The following is an 18,645-nucleotide window of genomic DNA, read 5'->3' on the forward strand; positions in this document are numbered from 1 at the left end:
CGGGCTCCGCCACGAGCTCAGGAACCACCTGTCGAAGCGAGCCTCCTTTCGACAAGCTCAAGGAGCGTCCACAAGCTCGAGGAGCGGGCGGCGAGACTCAAGGAGCGTCCCGGAGCTCAAGGGGCATGCGGAGGTATCCATCTCGGTATACTGAAAGTATGACCACCACGATCAAGGTAAGCGATCAGGTGCGGGACCGCTTGAAGAAGCAGGCCTCAGCCGACGGCCGGACGCTCGGCGAGCAGATCGAGTACCTCCTCGAGCTGGGCGATCGATCAGCCCGTTTCGAGACTCTCCGGGCTGAGATCAAGGCGACGCCGGCCGATCAACTCGCCAGCTACCACGAGGAACTGAACGAGTGGGCGACCGTTGACCGCTGACGCGCTCGTGCCGGGTGCTGTCGTGTGGGTCGACCTCGATCCGGTCGCCGGGCGTGAACAAGGCGGACGACGACCTGCCGTCGTCGTCGCCGGTCGTGAGTACCTGGATATCGTCGACACGCTCGCCGTCCTCGTTCCTGTGACGACAGTCGATCGGGGCTGGTCGAACCACATTCGGCTCGAGGGCGCAGACCTGCCCCGCGATTCGTGGGCGATGACCGAACAGGTGCGGACCGTATCCCGTGATCGGATCGTCGGGCGGGCGGGCACTGTCGACGAACCGAGACTCCGGGAGATCCGGCTCTGGTTACGCGACTTCCTCGAACTCGGCTGAGCAGCGCTTGAGCTACCCACGCTCGTTGAGCCCTTCGAAGCGAGTTCTCCTTTCGACAAGCTCAAGGAGCGTCGACAAGCTCAAGGAGCGTCCACAAGCTCAAGGAGCGTGCGGCGTCGGCGGGCTCATAGGGCCGCGATCTCCCGTGAGATGTTGGCGCGCGCCGGTGACTCCCACAGATCCTGGGCGGACTGGGACGCATAGATGTGGTCGCGGGTGAGGAACTCGGACAGCAACTCCCGGCGCTTGCGGCGGTACACGAAACCGGGCACGCGCCGGTACTCGTGCCGGACATTCGCCGCGTACTCGTCGTAGCGTTGCGGGCTCGCACCCAACACCGCGAAGTCGGCGTCCGACAGAGCGATGCCGTTCGCGTCGTCGGCGGCCGGTGTGTGGGTCTCGGTGAGTTCGACGAGCCGCGCCACCTCGTCGCGGTCGTCGTCATCGGCCAGCAGGCGGCGCGCGAGGTCGGCGGAGGCCTTCTCGTTGGCCGGGCTCAACGGCTTGTAGACCGCGTCGTGAAACCAGGCCGCCAGAACAGTCGGCCGTACGTCGAACTCGAGGCCGGCTCCGCGCAGCAGGTCGAGGGCGGCGAGGACCTCATCGAGATGCCGCTGATCGTGGTGGCGGCGGTGGGGCTCGTTCCAGCGGCGGATCAGCTCCGAACGGATCGGATCGGGAAACTCGACGTCCATGCCGGAACGGTAGGCCAGTACCGGCGAGTAGCGACCGGAGTGTGGCTCATGTCCCACCGCGCGCCTGTCCCACTGCGCGCCGCCGAGCGTGCGGCACTCAAGGAGCGAGAGGCCGTCTACCAGGTGGAGAGGACGCGGAAGTGACTCGTCATGCGGTGGTCGTCGATGACGTGGAACACCAGCCCGGGGCCCTGCGTCTGGTTCAGGACGTCGGCGCCCTCGAGCGGGAGATTCAACGTCGACGCGCTGCCGGGGGCGATCACCAGCGGACGGCCCGCGAAGATCGTCGCGGCCGGGGTGTGGGCGTGGCCGACCGCCAGTCCGACGATGTTCGGGTGGTCGGCGATCAGCGCCTCCAGCCCCGCGGTGTCGAAGAGTCGGCGTTCGTCCATCATCGGCAGACCGATCACCGCCGGCGGGTGGTGGAACGACACCAGGACGTCGACGTCGCCGGCCGCCGCGATCTCGGCGCGGGCGTACTCGAGCGTCTCCGGCGACAGAGCGCCGTCGTTGCGGCCGGGGATCGAGGAATCCAGGGCCAGCACCAGAAGTCCGTCACGCACCAGCGACGAGTTCACCGGTGCGGTCGACGCCTCGCCGTCACGCACGGTGGTGAAGGCGGCACGGTCGTCGTGATTACCCAGCAGGACCAGTGTCGGGATGTCGGTGACGATGTTCTCGAAGGCTTCGCGGTACTCGTCCTGCGTGCCCTCGTCGGCGAGATCGCCGGACACGATCAGGGCGTCGATCTCCGATCCGCCGCCGGCCGTCGAGTGGAGGTAGTCCAGGAGGGCGCGGGCCCGGCGCCGGTGGACCGGATCGCCGTTGAAGTGCAGATCACTGACCTGCGCGACGATCGACATGCCACCCAGGCTAGCCGAGCGCCGGGGCCGATGCCGAACGCTCGTTCGGGACTCACAGATCGCCGGGCAGAAGGTCGCGGCGCACTCCGCGCCACGAAGGGTGACGCAGATGACCCGTCGACGTCCAGTCCATGAAGCGGACGTCGGCGACCAGCTTCGGCAGCACCCAGGTCGCGCTCGAGGCGACCGGACGGTCGAGGGTGTCGACGAACGGGCAGATGCTGATCTCCAGCGGCCGCAACTCGGCCAGCAGGTCGGCGGCCTGCGCCTGGGTGAACCCGGTGCCGACCCGGCCGACGTACCGCAGGCCGGTCTCCTCGGGCAGTCCGACCAGCAGCGACCCCAGCGTGCGGGCGTTGCTTTCACCGCGCCCCAACCGGTAACCGCCGATCACCACCGACACGTCGTTCCAGTTCTTCGCCTTACGCCAGTCGGCGCTGCGCCGGCCCTGCCGGTACGGCGACGACCGGCGCTTGGCCACCACCCCTTCCCAGCCGTTGCTGCGCGCGTGATCGGCGGCCGCGGCGCCCGGTCCGTCGATGAGCGGCGGGATCTCCGCCGGCGATCCGGCCAGCAGCGGGGCCAGGCCGTCGAGCATCGCGCGGCGCTGCTCCCACGGCAGCGACTCGAGATCCCGGCCGTCCAGATGCAGGACGTCGAACAGCAGCAGCTTGAGGGTGAACTCGCCGGGCCGTTTGCGTCGTGACGCCAGCAGCGTGAAGTCGGTGCGGCCGGCGTCGTCGAGAGCCACCACTTCGCCGTCCAGGATCACGTCGTGCCCGGCGAGGGCGTCGGTCAAGACATCCAGTTCGGGGAAGTCGGCGGTCATGTCGATGCCGGACCGGGACTGCAGACGGATCCGGCCGTCGAGGATGCGGGCGAGCACCCGGTAGCCGTCCCATTTGCCTTCGAACGCCCAGTCGTCGTCGGTCAGCCCGGCGATGCCTTCGTCGACGGCCAGCATCGGGCGCAGCGGCACGACGATGCCGCCGGAGTCGCTCCGGTCCGCCGTGATGCCGGCCGGTGGCGAGGCGTGCCGGCTGCGGTACTCGCCGAGGTCGACGACGCCGTGGTCTCCGTGCGACGGGGGCCGGGCCGGAGGATCGGCGCGGTCGGTGGGGGCGGCGGGCGGCGGCGGGGAACCGTCGAGTCCGGCGAGCAGATCCCCGTCGGCGGTGAGCCGTTCGATCACCTCCGAGTACAGCAACTGGCGCAATCCGGGATCGTCGAGCTCGGCCCACGTCCGGGGCGCGGCCGCCCACGGCCGCTCACGACCCCGCATCGAATAGGGGGCCAGAGTGGTCTTGGCCGCGCTGTTCTGGCTCCAGTCGATGAACACCCGGCCTTCGCGCGCGTCCTTCGCCATCGAGGCGGTGATGTCGTCGGGATGGGCCTGCTGCAGACCGGTGGCGATCTCCTTGGCGAGGGTGCGCGCCGAGTCGGTCCGCACCACCGACGGCAGGTTGGCGTAGACGTGCATACCGCTGCCGCCACTGGTCACCGGATAGGCGGTCATGCCGGCGTCCGCGAGGACCTCGCGGATCGTCGACGCCACCTGCGCGACCTGACTCAACGGAACCCCGGGACCCGGATCCAGGTCCAGGACCAGGCGGTCGGTGCGTGGAATCTGCTCCTCCACGAGGTCGGTACGCCACTGCGGCACATGCAGTTCCAGCGCCGCCATCTGGGCGAACCACACCAGATCGGCGGCGCTGCACGCCACCGGGTACGTCTTGCCCTCGTTGCTGTGCGCAATGGTGAACCGCGCAATCCAGTCCGGTGCCGACACGGGCAGATTCTTCTCGAAGAAGGGCGCGGCCGCACCGGCACCGTCCGCCCGCGGCACCCCGGACGGCCACCGTTTGCGGGTCACCGGGCGCAGCGTCATGTGCGGCAGCATCGCGTCGGCCACCGCCAGGTAGTACGCGATGACGTCGTACTTGCGGGTTCCGGTCTCCGGATACAGGACGCGGTCGAGGTTCGTCACCGTGATCAGGTGGCCGTCGACCTCCAGCTCCGAACCCGCCATGGCACCATTGTCGCCTGTTCCCACGGCGCCGCGGCGGGTCTACCGTGAAAGCCGGGTCGGATCGTCGCGAGGAGACGCCATGACAATCACTTCCCGGAAGACCCTGTCCGCTCTGCTGGCGGCCGTGTGCATCGGATCGACGGCGGCCCTCGCCGCTCCCGCCGGCGCAGCACCCTCGTGCCCGCGCACGGTGCCGTCGTCGGCGTCGAAGGTCGCGACGGCGCGGGCGCTCCGCGACTCGTGCAGCCAGGCCGCGTTCGACCGGCTCTTCGCCGGCGCCGCGCGAGGAACGATGCCGCTCGGCGTCATGAACGGGCAGACCCGACCGGTCGGTGCACCCGACGACGCCCTCTCGTCGGCGGCAGCGGCGATCTGGTCCGGTAAGACCTTCCACCGCGGCTGGCTCACGAACCGCACCGCCGCCGGCGACCTCGTCCCGGCCGACGTCTACGTCGCGCGCTCGACGGTCGACAACCGTCCGGTGATCCGGATCGACTACCGCCGGTCCGGCCTTCCCTTCGCCCACGACGAGCTGCGGCGACTGCCGAACGGGGTCTACCTGGGATACGGCTTCCTCGGGAACGCGCGGCAGGTCGACTTCTGGGTCTGGAGGTAGACCGCCGCTCTCGGCGATATTGCCGTCGTTCGGTGGCACAATGGCGCCATGCGCTCGATCTGGAAGGGTGACGTCAGCTTCGGCCTGGTCAATGTGCCGGTCAAGGTCTACTCGGCGACCGAGAGCCACGACCGGGCATCGCATCAGGTCGATGCCAAGGACGGCACCCGGATCCGCTACCGCCGCGTGCGGGAGGGCACCGACACCGAGGTCGACTTCGCGAACATCGCCAACGCGTACGAAGCCGACGACGGGCGCACCGTCGTGCTCACCAAGGACGACATCGCGTCGCTGCCGGTGAACAAGAGCCCGGAGATCGCGATCACCGAGTTCGTGCCCGCCGATCAGGTGGACCCCATCTACTTCGACAAGGCCTACTACCTGGAGCCGGCCTCCAAGTCGCCGAAGGCGTACGTGTTGCTCGCGCAGGCGCTGGAGAGCACCGATCGCCTCGCCATCGCGACGTTCACGCTGCGCAGCCGCACCCGGATGGCGGCACTGCGCGTCATCGACGGGGTGATGACCCTGCAGACGTTGCTGTGGCCGGACGAGATCCGCAAGCCCGACTTCGCATTCCTCGACGAGGACGTCGCGATCCGGCCTCAGGAACTCGACATGGCGTCGTCGCTCATCGACACCATGGCGACCGACTTCGACCCCGAACAGTTCGAGGACACCTACGAGACCGAGCTGGCCAAGCTGATCGAAGCCAAGGCCGATGGCGGGGACGCGTTCACCGACGACGACGCGGCGGCCGCCCCCGCGGACTCCGACGAGGTGGCCGACCTGCTCGCCGCCCTGCGCGCATCGGTCGCCGATCGTGCGGCACCGGCCGGCAAGAAGAAGCCCGCGACGGGCGCGGGCACCAAGGCGGCGAACACCAAAACGGCCAGCACCAAAACGGCCAGCACCAAAACGGCCAGCACCAAAACGGCCAGCACCAAGACGGCTGGCACCAAGACGACGAAGAAGAAGGCGGCGAGCTGATGCCGGGACGATCTGCGCAGAACGGGACCGACCAGGAGATCTGGGACGTCCTCATCGTCGGAGCCGGACTGTCCGGCATCGATGCGGCGTACCGCCTCACCGAACGCAACCCCGGACTCACCTACACGATCCTGGAGAACCGCGACCGGATCGGCGGCACCTGGGACCTCTTCCGCTACCCGGGCGTGCGCTCGGACTCGGACATCTTCACCCTCAGTTTCCCGTGGAACCCGTGGACCGGTGACCGGCTGATGGCGCAGGGCGAGGAGATCCGGACCTACCTCGAGGACACCGCCCGCGACTTCGGCATCGCACCGCACATCAGGTTCAAGACCGAGGTGCTCTCGGCGGACTTCGACACCACCACCGACCTGTGGTCCGTCGATGCCCGCGTGGACGGCGAGCCGGTCAGCTTCCGGACCCGCTTCCTGTACGTCTGCGCCGGCTACTACCGCTACGACACCGGCTACACTCCGGAGTTCCCGGGGCGGGAGACGTTCACCGGCACCGTCGTGCATCCGCAGTTCTGGCCGGCCGACCTCGACTACAGCGGCAAGAACGTCGTCGTGATCGGCAGCGGCGCCACCGCCGTCACCCTGATCCCGTCGATGGCGCCGACCGCCGGGCACGTCACCATGCTGCAACGGTCACCGACCTACCTGTTCCCGTATCCGTGGACCGACCCGATGACGTCGACCCTGCGGAAGGTGCTGCCCCGTCAGTGGTCGCACGACATCACGCGCTACCGCAACGCGCTGCTCACGTTCGGCATGTACGAGTTCTGCCGCACCTTCCCGAAGACGTCGCGACGCATGTTCCGGCGGATCGCCAAGCACTACCTGCCCGACGGCTACCCCGTCGACAAGGACTTCAAGCCGGCCTACGCGCCATGGGATCAGCGGCTGTGCGTGATCCCGGAAGGCGACTTCTACAAGGCCGTCGCCGACGGATCGGCGGAGATCGTCACCGACACCATCGACACGTTCACCGAGACCGGCGTCCGGACCGCATCGGGCCGCGAGCTGCCGGCCGACATCATCGTCACCGCGACCGGGCTGGAGCTGGTCGCGCTCGGCGGCATCGACCTGTCGGTGGACGGCACGAAGGTGGATCCGGGCCAGTCCTACGCGTACCGCGGCTACATGCTCGGCGACGTCCCGAACTTCGCCTGGTCGGTCGGCTACACGAACGCGTCGTGGACACTCCGCGTCGACCTCACCAGCCAGGCCGTCGCCGACCTCATCGCCCACATGCGTGAGAACGGGTACACGCGGGCGTACCCGACGCTGCACGGCACAGAGCCGCAGACGCACGCTCTGCTGGAACTGGACTCGGGCTACGTCAAGCGGGCCGGCGACCGGCTGCCCAAAGCCGGTGACCGGGCGCCCTGGCAGGTGCGGCACAACCTGGTGCTCGACGCAGTCGATGCCCGGCGGTACGACGTCACGCAGGACATGGAGTTCGGCCGTGCTACCAAGCCGGCCGTCGTCGACGAGAAGGACGCCGAACGCCGATGACCCTCACTCGAGAGGCGGCGATCGCCGACTTCTGGACGCGTGTCGACTCGCAGGAGGTCAGCGATCCCGCCGACCTGGACGCGATCTGGGCGGCTCTGCCGACCGTCGGCGTGGACGAGATCCTCGGCGACTGGAAGGGCGGGGAACTGCCTTCCGGCCACCGGATGGACGGCCTTCTGGCATCGGTGAACTGGCACGGCAAATGGTTCAAGAGCCCCTACGACGTGGCGCCGATGGTGTGCCGCGATGCCGACGGGAACCTGTACTCGAACACCGAGATCGGCAAGGGGGAGGCCAGTCTCTGGACGGTCGAGTTCCGGGGCGAGAGCACCGCCTCGATGGTGTACGACGGGCAACCGGTGATCGACCACTTCAAAAAGGTCGACGACGCCACCCTGATGGGGATCATGAACGGCAAGACGTCCCTGGTCCGCGACAAGCACTTCTATTTCTATCTGCAACGTGAGGACGGGTGACGAGACCGGTGACGGGAATTCCGGAGAACGCGGGCCGCGCCCGGCAGAACGAGATCTACACGGCGGGCATCCACGACCGCACTCCCACGGTGCCCACCGATTTCGCGGATCTCGAGGCTCTCGCCCGGGCGAAGATGTCCGAGCGGGGCTGGGCGTACATCGCCGGCGGCGCCGGCGAGGGTCGCACGATGACGGCCAACCGCGCCGCCCTGGACCGCTGGGCGATCGTGCCGCGCGTCCTGCGCGACGTCAGCACACGGAATCTGGGCATCGAACTGTTCGGCGACGAACTGCCGGCCCCGGTACTGTTCGCGCCGGTCGGAGCGGGCGCCCTCGCCTACCCGGACGCCGACGTGCACATCGGCACGGCCGCCGCGCAGCTCGGCCTGCCGTACATCTTCTCCAACCAGGGCTGCGCACCGATGGAGGACGTCGCCGCCGCCATGGACGCGGTCACGCCCGGCGCGCCGCGCTGGTTCCAGCTGTACTGGTCCACCGACGATCGCCTCGTCGACAGCCTGATCGCGCGCGCCGAGAAGATGGGTGCTTCCGCCCTCGCCCTCACCCTGGACACCACCATGCTGGGCTGGCGTCCGCAGGACCTGAACCTGGGGTCGTTGCCGTTCGCCCGCGGCGAGGGGATCAACCAGTACACCTCCGATACGGAGTTCGCGAAGATCGTCGACGAACGGGTCCGCGCCGAGAGTGCCGATGACAGGCCGGAGGTGTCGGTGGGGGCGATCAAGACCCTGTTCTCCATCGCGAAGAACTATCCCGGGAAGATGTTCAAGAACCTCACCTCCCCGCAGCCGCGCGCCGCGGTGCAGACGTTCCTGGACATCTATTCGCGGCCGTCGCTGTCGTGGGACGACGTCGCCGTCCTGCGCAAGAAGACGGATCTGCCGATCGTCTTGAAGGGTGTCCTGCACCCCGACGACGCACAGCGGGCGGTGAAGTCCGGCGTCGACGGGATCATCGTGTCCAACCACGGAGGCCGCCAGGTGGACGGTTCCATCTCGTCGACGGACGCGCTGGTGGACGTCGTCGACGCGGTCGGCGGCAAGATCACCATCCTCGCCGACTCGGGCTTCTACAGCGGATCGGACGTCTTCAAGGCGCTGGCGCTGGGTGCCGACGCCGTCTGCATCGGCCGCCCACACATGTACGGCCTGGCTCTCGCCGGCGCCGAGGGTGCACGAGAAGCGGTGTCGAACATCGTCGCCGAACTCGACCTCACGCTGGGCCTGTCCGGTCACACCGACGTCAAGGATCTGGACCGTTCGGCCCTCAAAGACCTGAAATAGGTGGGTCGCACCGCCCCCGACCGGCGGTACGACCCCGACCCGGGCTGCGGGTCGGCTCTGGGGGCGTCAGACCAGTGAGCGGCCGGTCTTCACGCGCCATTTCACATCCGCGAGGAAGAGGTTGAACGGGAACTCGCGGAGTGGTTTCGGCATCACCTTGAGGGCGGTGCGCAGGGCGAAGGTGTGGGCGTCGAACACCGTCTTCTCCAGTGGGGTCTGACGGATGCCCATCTTCTCCCGGAAGCCCTCCTCCAGGAAGCCGATGGTCAGCATGTACGACCACCAGCCGAGGACGATGCGGACCGGTGGTGCCGAGAACTTGAGGGTGGCGATGGCCAGGAGGTGGTCGCGGATCACGTCGTCGATCTGCAGCTCCGCGATGGTGGTCTGCCAGTACTCCTCGAAGTCGGCACGGGTGGCCGGCCACAACTCGCGGGGCATCTGCAGGGTGGTTCCCATGACGGCGCCCTGCTGGTAGGCCTCTTCGGTGATGTTGGCGGGATCGCCGAACAGTCGCTCCACGTCCTCCCAGCCCTTGTACAGGCAGGCCGCGACCCACAGTTGCAGCTTCGGGTCGAAGGCGTTGTACTTCACCGGACTGTTCTCGTCGGAACGCACGTAGGCGTGCGCCTTGTTGACCGCGTGGCGGTACGCCTTGCGCAGGTCGGGGGAGCCCATGGCGGCGACGGTCAGGTAGGTGAGTGTGGTGCGGGTGCGCTTGACCGGGTGCTTGAACAGGTTGCCCGACTCGACGCGGCTCTCGTAGACGCCGTAGCCGACGGCCGGCAACGCCAGCTGCATGATGACGTTGGCGGGGCCGGCGAGGAGTGCGGGACCGAGCATGTCGAGCTTGTCGACGACGACGTTGTCGAGCTCGTCGCGACGCGACCGCGGCATGTTCTCCGCCTGGTGCGCGAGCTCCGTCGCCTGCGCCGTCGACAGTTCCTTGGCGGGCATCGCCTACTCCATTCAACTGATAACAACCGTTACCACTTTGTGGGTTCGATTCAACTCCCGGTTGTCACGGGTGTCAAGATGAACGGGTGACATCGCAGCAGTCGGAGCCCTTGCGCTCCTATGGGGGAGAAGCCGGCGACGCTCGCGTCGCGCGGCGGCGGACCGCACTGATGGAAGCGACGCTCGACGAACTCGCCGGTCCCGAGCCCGGCTCGGTCACGGTGCGCGGCATCTGCGAGCGCGCCCGACTGACCCCGCGCTACTTCTACGAGAGCTTCGCCGGCACCGACGAACTGGTCGGCGAGACCTACGACGCGGTGATCGCCGAGATCGCCGAGCGGGCGCTTACGGCGTTCGCCGCGGGCGACGACTCGCTCGACAAGGTGACCGGCGCGGTGACCGCCCTCGTGGACGTGATCGAATCCGATCCCCGCAAAGGTCGGCTGATGTTCGCCGACACGCTGCGCAGCCCGGTGATCATCGACAAGCGGGCCGCCGCTGCGCAGCTGTTCGTGCGGCTCACCTCCGAGTCGGCGACACAGGCGCTGGGCCTCGAGCCCGGACCCGAGGTGACCGCGGCGGCGCATTTTCAGGTGGGCGGCCTCGGCCGGATCCTCGCGTCCTGGAACGAGGGCCTGCTCGACGTCGACCGGGATCAGCTGATCGGCGTGTGCGTGCGCATGCTCCTGCCCGAGGAACGCGCATGACCGGCTGGCGGGACTACGAGGACCAGGACCTGCCCGCACCCCTGGCAGCCGCGCTCGAGGCATTCGCCGAGCAGGGCTACCACGGCACCTCGGTGCGCGACATCGCCGCGCGCGCCGGTCTCTCGGTCCCCGGTCTCTACCACCACTACCCGTCCAAGCAGTCGTTGCTGCAGGGTGTCTCGGAGATGGCGATGGCCGACCTCCTCAGCCGCAGCGAAGCCGCCCTGGCCGAGGCCGGCGACGATCCCGTCGACCGTTTCGACGCCCTCATCGAATCGCTGCTGCGATTCCACATGAACCGGCGTGAACAGGCGTTCGTCGGCTCGTCGGAGATCCGCAGCATGGACCCGGACTACCGCCGCACCTACATCGGGCATCGGGACCGGCAGCAGCGGATGATCGACGACGCCGTGCGGGACGGTGTGACGGCGGGGGTGTTCACCACCGCGTACCCGGAGGACGCGGCACGCGCGCTGGCGACCATGTGCGTCGGCGTCTCCAGCTGGTACCGGCCGGCCGGGCCGTACGACGTCGACGAGCTGGTGACCCGGAATCTGGCTTTGGCGCGCGATCTGGTCGGATACACGCCCGCGTCCTGATAGCCTCCGAACCGAGCGAACGTTCGGTAAGGAGATCCATCATGGCCGTCGACCTGTCCTATGACCCCGAGGTGCTCGATCTGATCGAGCGGACCCGCACCTTCGTCAACGACGTGTGCCTGCCCCTCGAGAACGAACACCAGGGCGATGCCCAGGCCGCCGGCGGCGACGCGCTGCGCCTCGACCTCAACAAGCAGGCCAAGGCCGCCGGGATCTTCGCCCCGCACGCCCCCAAGGAGTACGGCGGCCTCGGACTGGGCATGTCCGACCGTTCGCCGATCTTCACCGCCGCCGGACGCTCCACCTTCGGCCCCCTCGCCCTGCACCTCGGCGCCCCCGACGAAGGCAACGTGCACATGCTGGCCGCCATCGCCGACCCGGAACAGAAGGCGAAATACCTCGCTCCGCTGGCCGCCGGCGACATCCGCAGCGCCTTCGCGATGACCGAGCCCGCCCCCGGTGCCGGCGCCGACCCCAACGCCCTGCGGACCGCGGCGACGAAGGCCGAGGGCGGCTGGAAGATCAACGGCAAGAAGCGCTTCATCACCGGCGCCGACGGTGCGGGGATGTTCATCATCATGGCCCGCACCAGCGGCGAACCCGGCGACCGCGGTGGCGCCACCATGTTCCTGGCCCCCGGGGACACCCCCGGCATCACCGTCGACCGCTACGTCCACACCTGCGACCGCGGCATGATCGGCGGCCACTGCGAGGTCACCTTCACCGACGTCTTCGTCCCCGACGCCGACGTCCTCGGCGAGGTCGACGAGGGCTACCGGTACGCCCAGGTCCGCCTCGGACCGGCACGCATGACACACGTCATGCGCTGGATGGGCATTGCGCAGCGTGCCCACGACATCGCTCTGGACTACGTGACCGACCGTCAGGGATTCGGCGGCCGGCTCGGCGACCTCGGCATGATCCAGCAGATGATCGCCGACAACGAGATCGACCTCGCCGCCACCGAAGCACTCCTGGCGCGGGCCTGCTACGAACTCGATCAAGGCGAGCACGCTTCCAACTCGACGTCCATGGCCAAGACCTTCGGCGCGGAGGCCTTCTCCCGCGTCCTCGACCGATCCATCCAGATGTGCGGCGGCCTCGGCGTCTCCGACGATCTGCCGCTCGCCCGCCTCGCCAACGAACTGCGCCCCTTCCGTATCTACGACGGGCCCTCCGAGGTGCACCGGTGGGCGATCGCCAAGCGCGCGGTCAGCCGCACCCGCAAGGCGCACGAGAAGGGCATCCGGAATGTCTGACACCTCGGCGGAGATCCGCGGTGACCACCCGGGACTGGCGGCGGCGGACCTGGAGAGGCTGCTCACCGACAACGGGGTCACCGTCACCGGTGACCTCGTCATCGATCTGATCAGCGGCGGCCGCTCCAACCTCACCTTCGACGTGCGCGACGACGAGCACCACTGGGTGGTCCGCCGGCCACCGATGGCCGGTCTCACCCCGTCCGCCCACGACATGGGCCGCGAATGGGCGGTCACCTCGGCGCTGGTGCCCACCGCCGTCCCGGTCGCCCCGCCGGTCGCCATCGACCGCACCGGCGAGGTCATTGGCGCCCCGTGCACCGTCGTCGGATACGTCGACGGTGACGTCGTCCGCTCCGTCGCCGACATGGACGCCTGGACCGACGAGCAGGTGACCGCCGACTTCGACGCCCTGGTGCGCACCCTCGCCGACCTGCACGCCGTCGACTACCGGGCCGTCGGGCTCGACGATTTCGGCAAGCCGGAAGGCTTCGCCGCCCGCCAGGTGAAGTTGTGGACCCGGCAGTGGGGTCTGGTGAAGACCCGCGATCTGCCCGATGTGGAGAAGCTCGCCGGTCTGCTGTCCGAACGGGTGCCCACCGAGGCGGCCAGCACGATCGTGCACGGCGACTACCGCGTCGACAACACGATCCTCGCGCCCGGCGACCCGGCGACCGTCGCCGCCGTCGTCGACTGGGAGATGGCGGCCCTCGGCGACCCGCTGACCGACGTCGCCCTGATGTGCGTCTACCGCGCGCCGGTGTTCTCCCGCGTGCTCGGCTTCGATGCGGCCTGGACTTCCGACCGGTACCCCGACGCCGACACGATGGCACAGCGCTATGCGGAGGTGTCCGGCCGCGACCTGTCCGACTGGCCGTTCTATCTGGGGCTGGCCAACCTGAAGCTGGGGGTGATCGCCGAAGGCATCACACACCGCGCCCTGCAAGGCGGATCGTCCGGCGCCGACGGCGCCGAGCGTGCCGCGGAAGCCACGGCGACCTTCATCGCCGACGGACTGAAAGCGATCAACGGATGACTCCTTTCGACAAGCTCAAGGAGCGTGAGGAACTCGAGGAGCGTGAGGAACTCAAGGAGCGTGCGGAGCTGAACGAGCGTGACGGCCGGCGGGCCGCCCTGATCACCGGCGGCTCCAAAGGCATCGGTGCCGCCATCGCGCAGTGTCTGGCCGCCGACGGCTGGGACCTCACCCTGTCCGCCCGCACCCGGGAGACCCTCGACGCCACCGCCGCGTCACTCCGTGAGACGTACGGGGTACGGGTGCTGACTGTTCCCGCCGACATGACCGACGAGTCCGCCGTCTCCGCGCTGGTGGCGGCCCACGCCGACGAGTACGGCCGCTGCGACGCCCTCGTCGTGAACGCCGGCATGGGCAACAAGGGCGCTGTGGAAAGCTTCCCGCCGCGCCGCTTCGACCGGCTCTACCAGGTGAACCTGCGCGCACCGTTCCAGCTGATGCAGGAGATGCTGCCGACGTTGCGTGCCACCGCCGGCGACGACGGCACGGCGAAGGTGATCGCGATCGCGTCGAGCACCGGCGTCTACCCGGAACCGGAGCTGTCCGCGTACGGCGCCACCAAGGCGGCGCTCATCTCGCTGTGCGAGACCTTCAACACCGAAGAGGCGGTGAACGGGGTGGCGGCGACCGCGATCTGCCCCGGCTACGTCGACACGGACATGTCCGAATGGACGAAGGGCGACGGCGGCATCCCGGCCGAGCAGATGATCAGCGGCGCCGACGTGGCCGCGGTGGCGCACGCCGTCACCCAGCTCGGGCGGTACGCGGTGCTGCCGCAGGCGGTGCTCACCCGCCCCGGCCCCCAACTGCATCGGGCCTGACCGGCATGGGAGTCCTCTACCTGGTCCGTCACGGTCAGGCGCCGGCGCACGCGTACGCGGCCGACGACGGCCGCGACGATGCGCTCGGTCTGACAGACCTGGGTTTCGAGCAGGCGCGGCGCACCGGGCAGGCGCTGGCCGCACAGGTACCCGCGTTCACCGCGGCCGTCTCCGGCGACCTGTCCCGGCAACGCGCCACCCTCGGCGATGCCCCCGCCCCGACGGTCGACACCGGGTGGGACGAGTACTCGGTCGGTTCCCTGCCGGCCGCGCCCACCCCCGACCTGCTCGAGGAGAAGGCCGGCTATCAAGACCTTCTCGACGCCTCCCTCGCACGCTGGATCGCGGGCGCCTCCACCGGTGCCCCCGACGCCGAGACCTACCGCGACTACCGGGCCCGCACGACCGCCGCCGCCGATCGGGTCCGCGACCTCTGCGGGTCCGGGCAGACGGTGCTCGTCGCATCGTCCGCCGGCACGATCACCGCGCTTCTGGCCCGGCTCTGGGGCGTTCCGGACGAGCGATGGCCGCAGATGGCCCGCGCGATGGTGAACGCGTCGATCACCAAGCTGATCGTCGGACGCCGGGGCTTCACTCCGGTCTCGTTCAACGAGCACGGACATCTCTCCGGACAGGGCGGCGGACTCGTCACCTTCCGGTGATTCGCCCCACTGTGCTTGCAACTGGAAGCACCCGTTGCTAGCTTTGGCCCATGACTCGCCAGCCGTATGCCATCCCGGAGGTCACGTATGTGACCACCGCTCTGGGATGCCGTCTGCCGCTGGCGCGTGTCCTCTGTTGTCGTCGAATGCGCTGACCCAGCCCCGCCCGCCCGGCTCCGACCGGGCACTTCGACAGACTTCGCGCAGGCCCGCAGGCCGCGCACCCAGCCCTGAGGACAACCACATCATGACTTCCACCCTGGATCGCCCCCTGACCGATCGTTCCGCGCCGCGTCCGGCTCAGCGTTCGGCCGTCACCCGCCCGTCCGCGGCCCGCGCCGCCGCCCCGCACTCGGAAGTGGCCAAGCTGCAGCTGAGCACCAAGGCCGCCGCCCTGGTGCTGCGCACCGCCCGGGTCTCCGGCCCGGTGTTCCGCGACGACGCCGCGGCCCTGACCGGCCTGTCCATCTCGACCGTCAACCGTCAGGTCAGCGCCCTGCTGAAGGCCGGCCTGATCCGGGAGCGCGCCGATCTGACGCCGCCCGGCGCCGTCGGCCGCCCGCGCGTGCCGTTCGAGATCAACACCGGTGATTTCCTGACCGTGGGTATCCACATCGGCTACCGCACCACCTCGATCACCACGCACGACCTGCAGCACCGGGTGGTCGGCGCGATCGCCATCCCCACCCCGCAGGCCGCCACCCCCGAGCAGGTCGTCACCGCGGTCGCGCAGAGCGCCCGCCGGTTCGCCGACCGCTGGGTGGGCAAGCGTCTGCTCTGGGGCGGGATCGCGCTCGGCGGCCGCGTCTACGACGACGGCGTCGTCGACCATCCGCGGCTGGACTGGAAGGGTGTGCCGGTCGGTCCGATCGCCGCCAAGGCCCTCGGACTGCCGGTGTCGGTGGCCTCGCACGTGGAGGCCATGGCCGCCGCCGAGCTGGTGGTGAACCCGGCCGAGTCGAGCCAGAACTTCCTGTACTTCTACGCCCGTGAAATGGCCGGCATCGCGTTCAGCGTCGACGGCACCGTGCACACCCCGGCCGCCGGTCCGCCCACCATCGGGCACTTCCCGACCGGCCCCACCACGCTGCTCGATCCGGACAAGACCGGTCGTCTTGAGGATGCCGTCGGCGATTCGGGTGTGCTGCGTGCCGCCGCGGCCGCCGGCCTGGACATCGACACCCTGGAAGGGTTGCGTCACGCCGCCCGCACCGGCAACACCGTCGCGCACGACATCCTCGCCGAACGCGCCGAGGTCCTGGGCCGCACCGTCGCGCTGATCTCGGACATCTTCAACCCGGACCACGTGATCCTGGGCGGTCAGGCGTTCACCGACTATCCGGAGGCGCTGCCGGTGGTCTCCAAGGCGCTGCGCGCGACCTCGGTGATCAACAACCGGGACGTCCGCGTGGCCCGGTCGGCGATCACCGTGCAGCAGAAGGCGGCCGGCGCCGTCGCCCTCGACGCGATCTACGCCGACCCGCTCGACGCGCTCGCCTACACCGCCTGACATGTCAGGCAGTGATTCGGTGTCAGCCGGTGACACCGAATCACCACCTAAGCTGTCGGCATGACCGAGTACACGACTCTGCTGACGTCCGACGATGACGGGGTGCTGACCCTCACCCTGAATCGCCCCGACCAGCTCAACGCGTTCACCGTCGAGATGGCGGACGAACTGGAGCACTTCTTCCGGGCCGTCAACGACGACGACGCCGTGCGCGCGGTCATCGTCACCGGCGCCGGCAAGGCGTTCTGCGCCGGCATGGACCTGTCCAGCGAAGGCAACGTCTTCGGTCTCGACGAGACGAAGACCCCCACCTACGCCGACATGGCCGACCTCGACGACCCCGGCCTGGCGCGGATCCGCGACACGGGCGGCCGTGTCAGCATCGCGATCGGGGAATGCCGCAAGCCGGTGATCGCCGCCATCAACGGGGCCGCCGTCGGTATCGGCGCCACCATGACGCTGCCGATGGATGCGCGCCTGGTGTCCGAGAAGGGCCGCATCGGGTTCGTCTTCGGCAAGCTCGGCATCACCCCGGAGGCCTGCTCCACCTGGTATCTGCCGCGCATCGTCGGGCTGCCGGCCGCACTGGACCTCGTCTACTCGGCCGACATCCTCGACGCCGCGCAGGCGAAGGAACGCGGGCTGGTCCGGTCCGTGCACGCACCCGACGATCTGCTGGCCGCAGCCCGCGAGCTGGCCGACCGGTGGACCGTCGGCCGTTCGCCCGTCGCGACCGCCCTCGCCCGGCAGATGCTGATCGCGAATCAGGCGATCGACGATCCGCGGGACGCCCACCGGATCGATTCGCTGTCGATGTTCTACACGTCCATCGGCGACGGCAAGGAGGGCGTGCAGGCGTTCCGGGAGAAGCGTGCCGCCGACTTCACAGCGCGGGCCTCGCAGATGCCGGCGTTCTACGACGAATGGCAGAACGCGCGGTAGTCAGTCCTCGGCGACGTCGTCGTCCTGCGACGCCTTCCGGTCCTTCGCCCGGCGGCGGGACTCTCTGACCTTCGGCTCGGGCGGCGCATCCGGGTGTGGTGCGCGGCTCAGCGCCGAGGCCTTCAACCGGCGATAGCCGCGCACCGAGAGGGTCGGTATGTGCTTCACCCGCACCTCGTCGTCACCGGACAGGGCGTCGGCGAGATTCTGGTCGACCAGGGTGGTGCCCTCGCGCGCGCTGCTGGCCAAGCGTGCCGCGATGTTCACCGGTTCCCCGAAGACGTCGCCCATCCGCATCAGCACCGGCCCCTCGGCCAGGCCGATCCGGAGGGTGGGCAGCACACCGTCGGAGGTCAGGTCCTGAAGGGCGAGAGCGATCGAGGCGGCCTGTGCCGGGGTGGGGGCGGTGAACATCACCGCGTCGCCCAGCGACTTGACGACCGCGCCCCCGTGATCGGTGACGATCTGGTGTGCCTGCGATTCGAATGATTCGAGGAGCCGCTCGAGTTCCACCATCTGCAGGCGGCGCGACATGGCCGTGTAGCCGACGATGTCGGCGAACCCGATGATCACATCGGTGGCGGCGTCGGTGTCGACTCGCGCCAGCCGGTTGGCCAGGTGCAGTCGCCACACCTCGTCGTGGACGCGGGCGACGGTCTCGATCAATTCCTCTTGGGACAAGCCCACCGCGGGGTCCCGGGCCAGCAGCTGGATCTGTTCCGCCTCCCATTCGGCGAGCCGGGCGAGGGGCTGTCCGATGGCTCTCGACGCCGCGATGAGGGCGGCGGGATCGACGGTGGAGCCGGGGCCGAGCATGCCCTTGATCAGGGTGACGCCTTCGTCGGAGAACTCGTCGGGCGCCTGAACGAACCCGAGCGCGTTCCAGACACGGGCGGCGAGTTCCTCCGCCTCCTGTTCGTTCAACCCCAGATCACCGGGCCGGTCAGCCAT

General features: G+C 69.1%; 20 protein-coding genes. 15 read left to right on the plus strand and 5 right to left on the minus strand.

Translation table 11 applies throughout. The annotated features are described in order from the left end of the window. The first annotated feature begins 158 nt into the window (after positions 1 to 158). Positions 159 to 380, plus strand: coding sequence for a hypothetical protein (locus tag QM774_RS11870; protein WP_414976066.1), 222 nt, complete (start codon positions 159 to 161; stop codon positions 378 to 380). Continuing rightward, complete coding sequence (locus QM774_RS11875) at positions 370 to 714, plus strand: type II toxin-antitoxin system PemK/MazF family toxin (protein ID WP_414976067.1); 345 nt, start codon at positions 370 to 372, stop codon at positions 712 to 714. Before QM774_RS11870 ends, QM774_RS11875 begins: the two co-directional genes overlap by 11 nt. A gap of 125 nt (positions 715 to 839) precedes the next feature. On the opposite strand, the gene QM774_RS11880 is transcribed toward QM774_RS11875, so the two are convergent. From QM774_RS11880 to ligD, 3 genes are all read right to left on the minus strand, one after another. Beyond that, entirely contained in the window at positions 840 to 1,409 is a 570-nt protein-coding gene (locus tag QM774_RS11880) for a hypothetical protein (protein WP_414976068.1), read from the minus strand. A 116-nt stretch (positions 1,410 to 1,525) separates the two neighbouring features. Continuing rightward, positions 1,526 to 2,272 carry a metallophosphoesterase gene (locus tag QM774_RS11885; RefSeq protein ID WP_414976069.1) on the minus strand — a complete coding sequence of 249 codons (747 nt, stop codon included), beginning with the start codon at positions 2,270 to 2,272 and terminating at the stop codon, positions 1,526 to 1,528. A gap of 52 nt (positions 2,273 to 2,324) precedes the next feature. Further along, positions 2,325 to 4,301 (minus strand): non-homologous end-joining DNA ligase, encoded by a 1,977-nt coding sequence (gene ligD / locus QM774_RS11890; protein ID WP_414976070.1) that lies wholly within the window; start codon positions 4,299 to 4,301, stop codon positions 2,325 to 2,327. Positions 4,302 to 4,380: 79 nt separating this feature from the next. Between ligD and QM774_RS11895 the strand changes: the two genes are divergently transcribed. From QM774_RS11895 to QM774_RS11915, 5 genes are read left to right on the plus strand one after another with little or no spacing between them, the layout of a single operon-like run. Continuing rightward, positions 4,381 to 4,917, plus strand: coding sequence for a hypothetical protein (locus QM774_RS11895; RefSeq protein WP_414976071.1), 537 nt, complete (start codon positions 4,381 to 4,383; stop codon positions 4,915 to 4,917). 48 nt (positions 4,918 to 4,965) lie between these two features. After that, complete coding sequence (locus QM774_RS11900; RefSeq protein WP_414976072.1) at positions 4,966 to 5,904, plus strand: Ku protein; 939 nt, start codon at positions 4,966 to 4,968, stop codon at positions 5,902 to 5,904. Beyond that, positions 5,904 to 7,421: a flavin-containing monooxygenase gene (locus QM774_RS11905; protein WP_414976073.1), complete on the plus strand. Its 1,518-nt coding sequence runs from the start codon at positions 5,904 to 5,906 to the stop codon at positions 7,419 to 7,421. Before QM774_RS11900 ends, QM774_RS11905 begins: the two co-directional genes overlap by 1 nt. Continuing rightward, positions 7,418 to 7,897, plus strand: a complete 480-nt coding sequence (locus QM774_RS11910; protein WP_414976074.1) for a DUF4334 domain-containing protein — start codon at positions 7,418 to 7,420, stop codon at positions 7,895 to 7,897. Before QM774_RS11905 ends, QM774_RS11910 begins: the two co-directional genes overlap by 4 nt. An 8-nt stretch (positions 7,898 to 7,905) precedes the next feature. After that, positions 7,906 to 9,201 carry an alpha-hydroxy-acid oxidizing protein gene (locus QM774_RS11915; protein ID WP_414976075.1) on the plus strand — a complete coding sequence of 432 codons (1,296 nt, stop codon included), beginning with the start codon at positions 7,906 to 7,908 and terminating at the stop codon, positions 9,199 to 9,201. A 66-nt stretch (positions 9,202 to 9,267) separates the two neighbouring features. Here the strand turns inward: QM774_RS11915 and QM774_RS11920 are convergent, their stop codons facing one another. Continuing rightward, positions 9,268 to 10,158: an oxygenase MpaB family protein gene (locus tag QM774_RS11920; protein ID WP_414976076.1), complete on the minus strand. Its 891-nt coding sequence runs from the start codon at positions 10,156 to 10,158 to the stop codon at positions 9,268 to 9,270. 86 nt (positions 10,159 to 10,244) lie between these two features. Between QM774_RS11920 and QM774_RS11925 the strand changes: the two genes are divergently transcribed. From QM774_RS11925 to QM774_RS11960, 8 genes are all read left to right on the plus strand, one after another. Further along, complete coding sequence (locus tag QM774_RS11925; RefSeq protein WP_414976077.1) at positions 10,245 to 10,865, plus strand: TetR/AcrR family transcriptional regulator; 621 nt, start codon at positions 10,245 to 10,247, stop codon at positions 10,863 to 10,865. Continuing rightward, positions 10,862 to 11,464: a TetR/AcrR family transcriptional regulator gene (locus QM774_RS11930; RefSeq protein WP_414976078.1), complete on the plus strand. Its 603-nt coding sequence runs from the start codon at positions 10,862 to 10,864 to the stop codon at positions 11,462 to 11,464. Before QM774_RS11925 ends, QM774_RS11930 begins: the two co-directional genes overlap by 4 nt. A gap of 41 nt (positions 11,465 to 11,505) precedes the next feature. Then, a complete protein-coding gene (locus QM774_RS11935) occupies positions 11,506 to 12,723 on the plus strand; it encodes an acyl-CoA dehydrogenase family protein (protein ID WP_414976079.1) in 1,218 nt (405 codons plus the stop codon). Beyond that, on the plus strand, positions 12,716 to 13,759 hold the full coding sequence (locus QM774_RS11940) for a phosphotransferase family protein (RefSeq protein ID WP_414976080.1): 1,044 nt from the start codon (positions 12,716 to 12,718) through the stop codon (positions 13,757 to 13,759). The genes QM774_RS11935 and QM774_RS11940 overlap by 8 nt, the downstream gene beginning before the upstream one ends. Before the next feature lie 68 nt (positions 13,760 to 13,827). Further along, positions 13,828 to 14,580 carry an SDR family NAD(P)-dependent oxidoreductase gene (locus QM774_RS11945; protein ID WP_414976656.1) on the plus strand — a complete coding sequence of 251 codons (753 nt, stop codon included), beginning with the start codon at positions 13,828 to 13,830 and terminating at the stop codon, positions 14,578 to 14,580. Positions 14,581 to 14,585: 5 nt separating this feature from the next. Next, a complete protein-coding gene (locus QM774_RS11950; RefSeq protein ID WP_414976081.1) occupies positions 14,586 to 15,242 on the plus strand; it encodes a histidine phosphatase family protein in 657 nt (218 codons plus the stop codon). A gap of 247 nt (positions 15,243 to 15,489) precedes the next feature. Beyond that, entirely contained in the window at positions 15,490 to 16,752 is a 1,263-nt protein-coding gene (locus tag QM774_RS11955; protein WP_414976082.1) for an ROK family protein, read from the plus strand. A gap of 60 nt (positions 16,753 to 16,812) precedes the next feature. Continuing rightward, the gene (locus tag QM774_RS11960) at positions 16,813 to 17,694 is read left to right on the plus strand and encodes a crotonase/enoyl-CoA hydratase family protein (protein ID WP_414976083.1); all 882 of its coding nucleotides are present in this window, start codon (positions 16,813 to 16,815) and stop codon (positions 17,692 to 17,694) included. Here the strand turns inward: QM774_RS11960 and QM774_RS11965 are convergent, their stop codons facing one another. Further along, positions 17,695 to 18,645, minus strand: coding sequence for an adenylate/guanylate cyclase domain-containing protein (locus QM774_RS11965; protein ID WP_414976084.1), 951 nt, complete (start codon positions 18,643 to 18,645; stop codon positions 17,695 to 17,697).

This window comes from Gordonia sp. (in: high G+C Gram-positive bacteria), from assembly GCF_047600565.1.
GTDB lineage: Bacteria > Actinomycetota > Actinomycetes > Mycobacteriales > Mycobacteriaceae > Gordonia.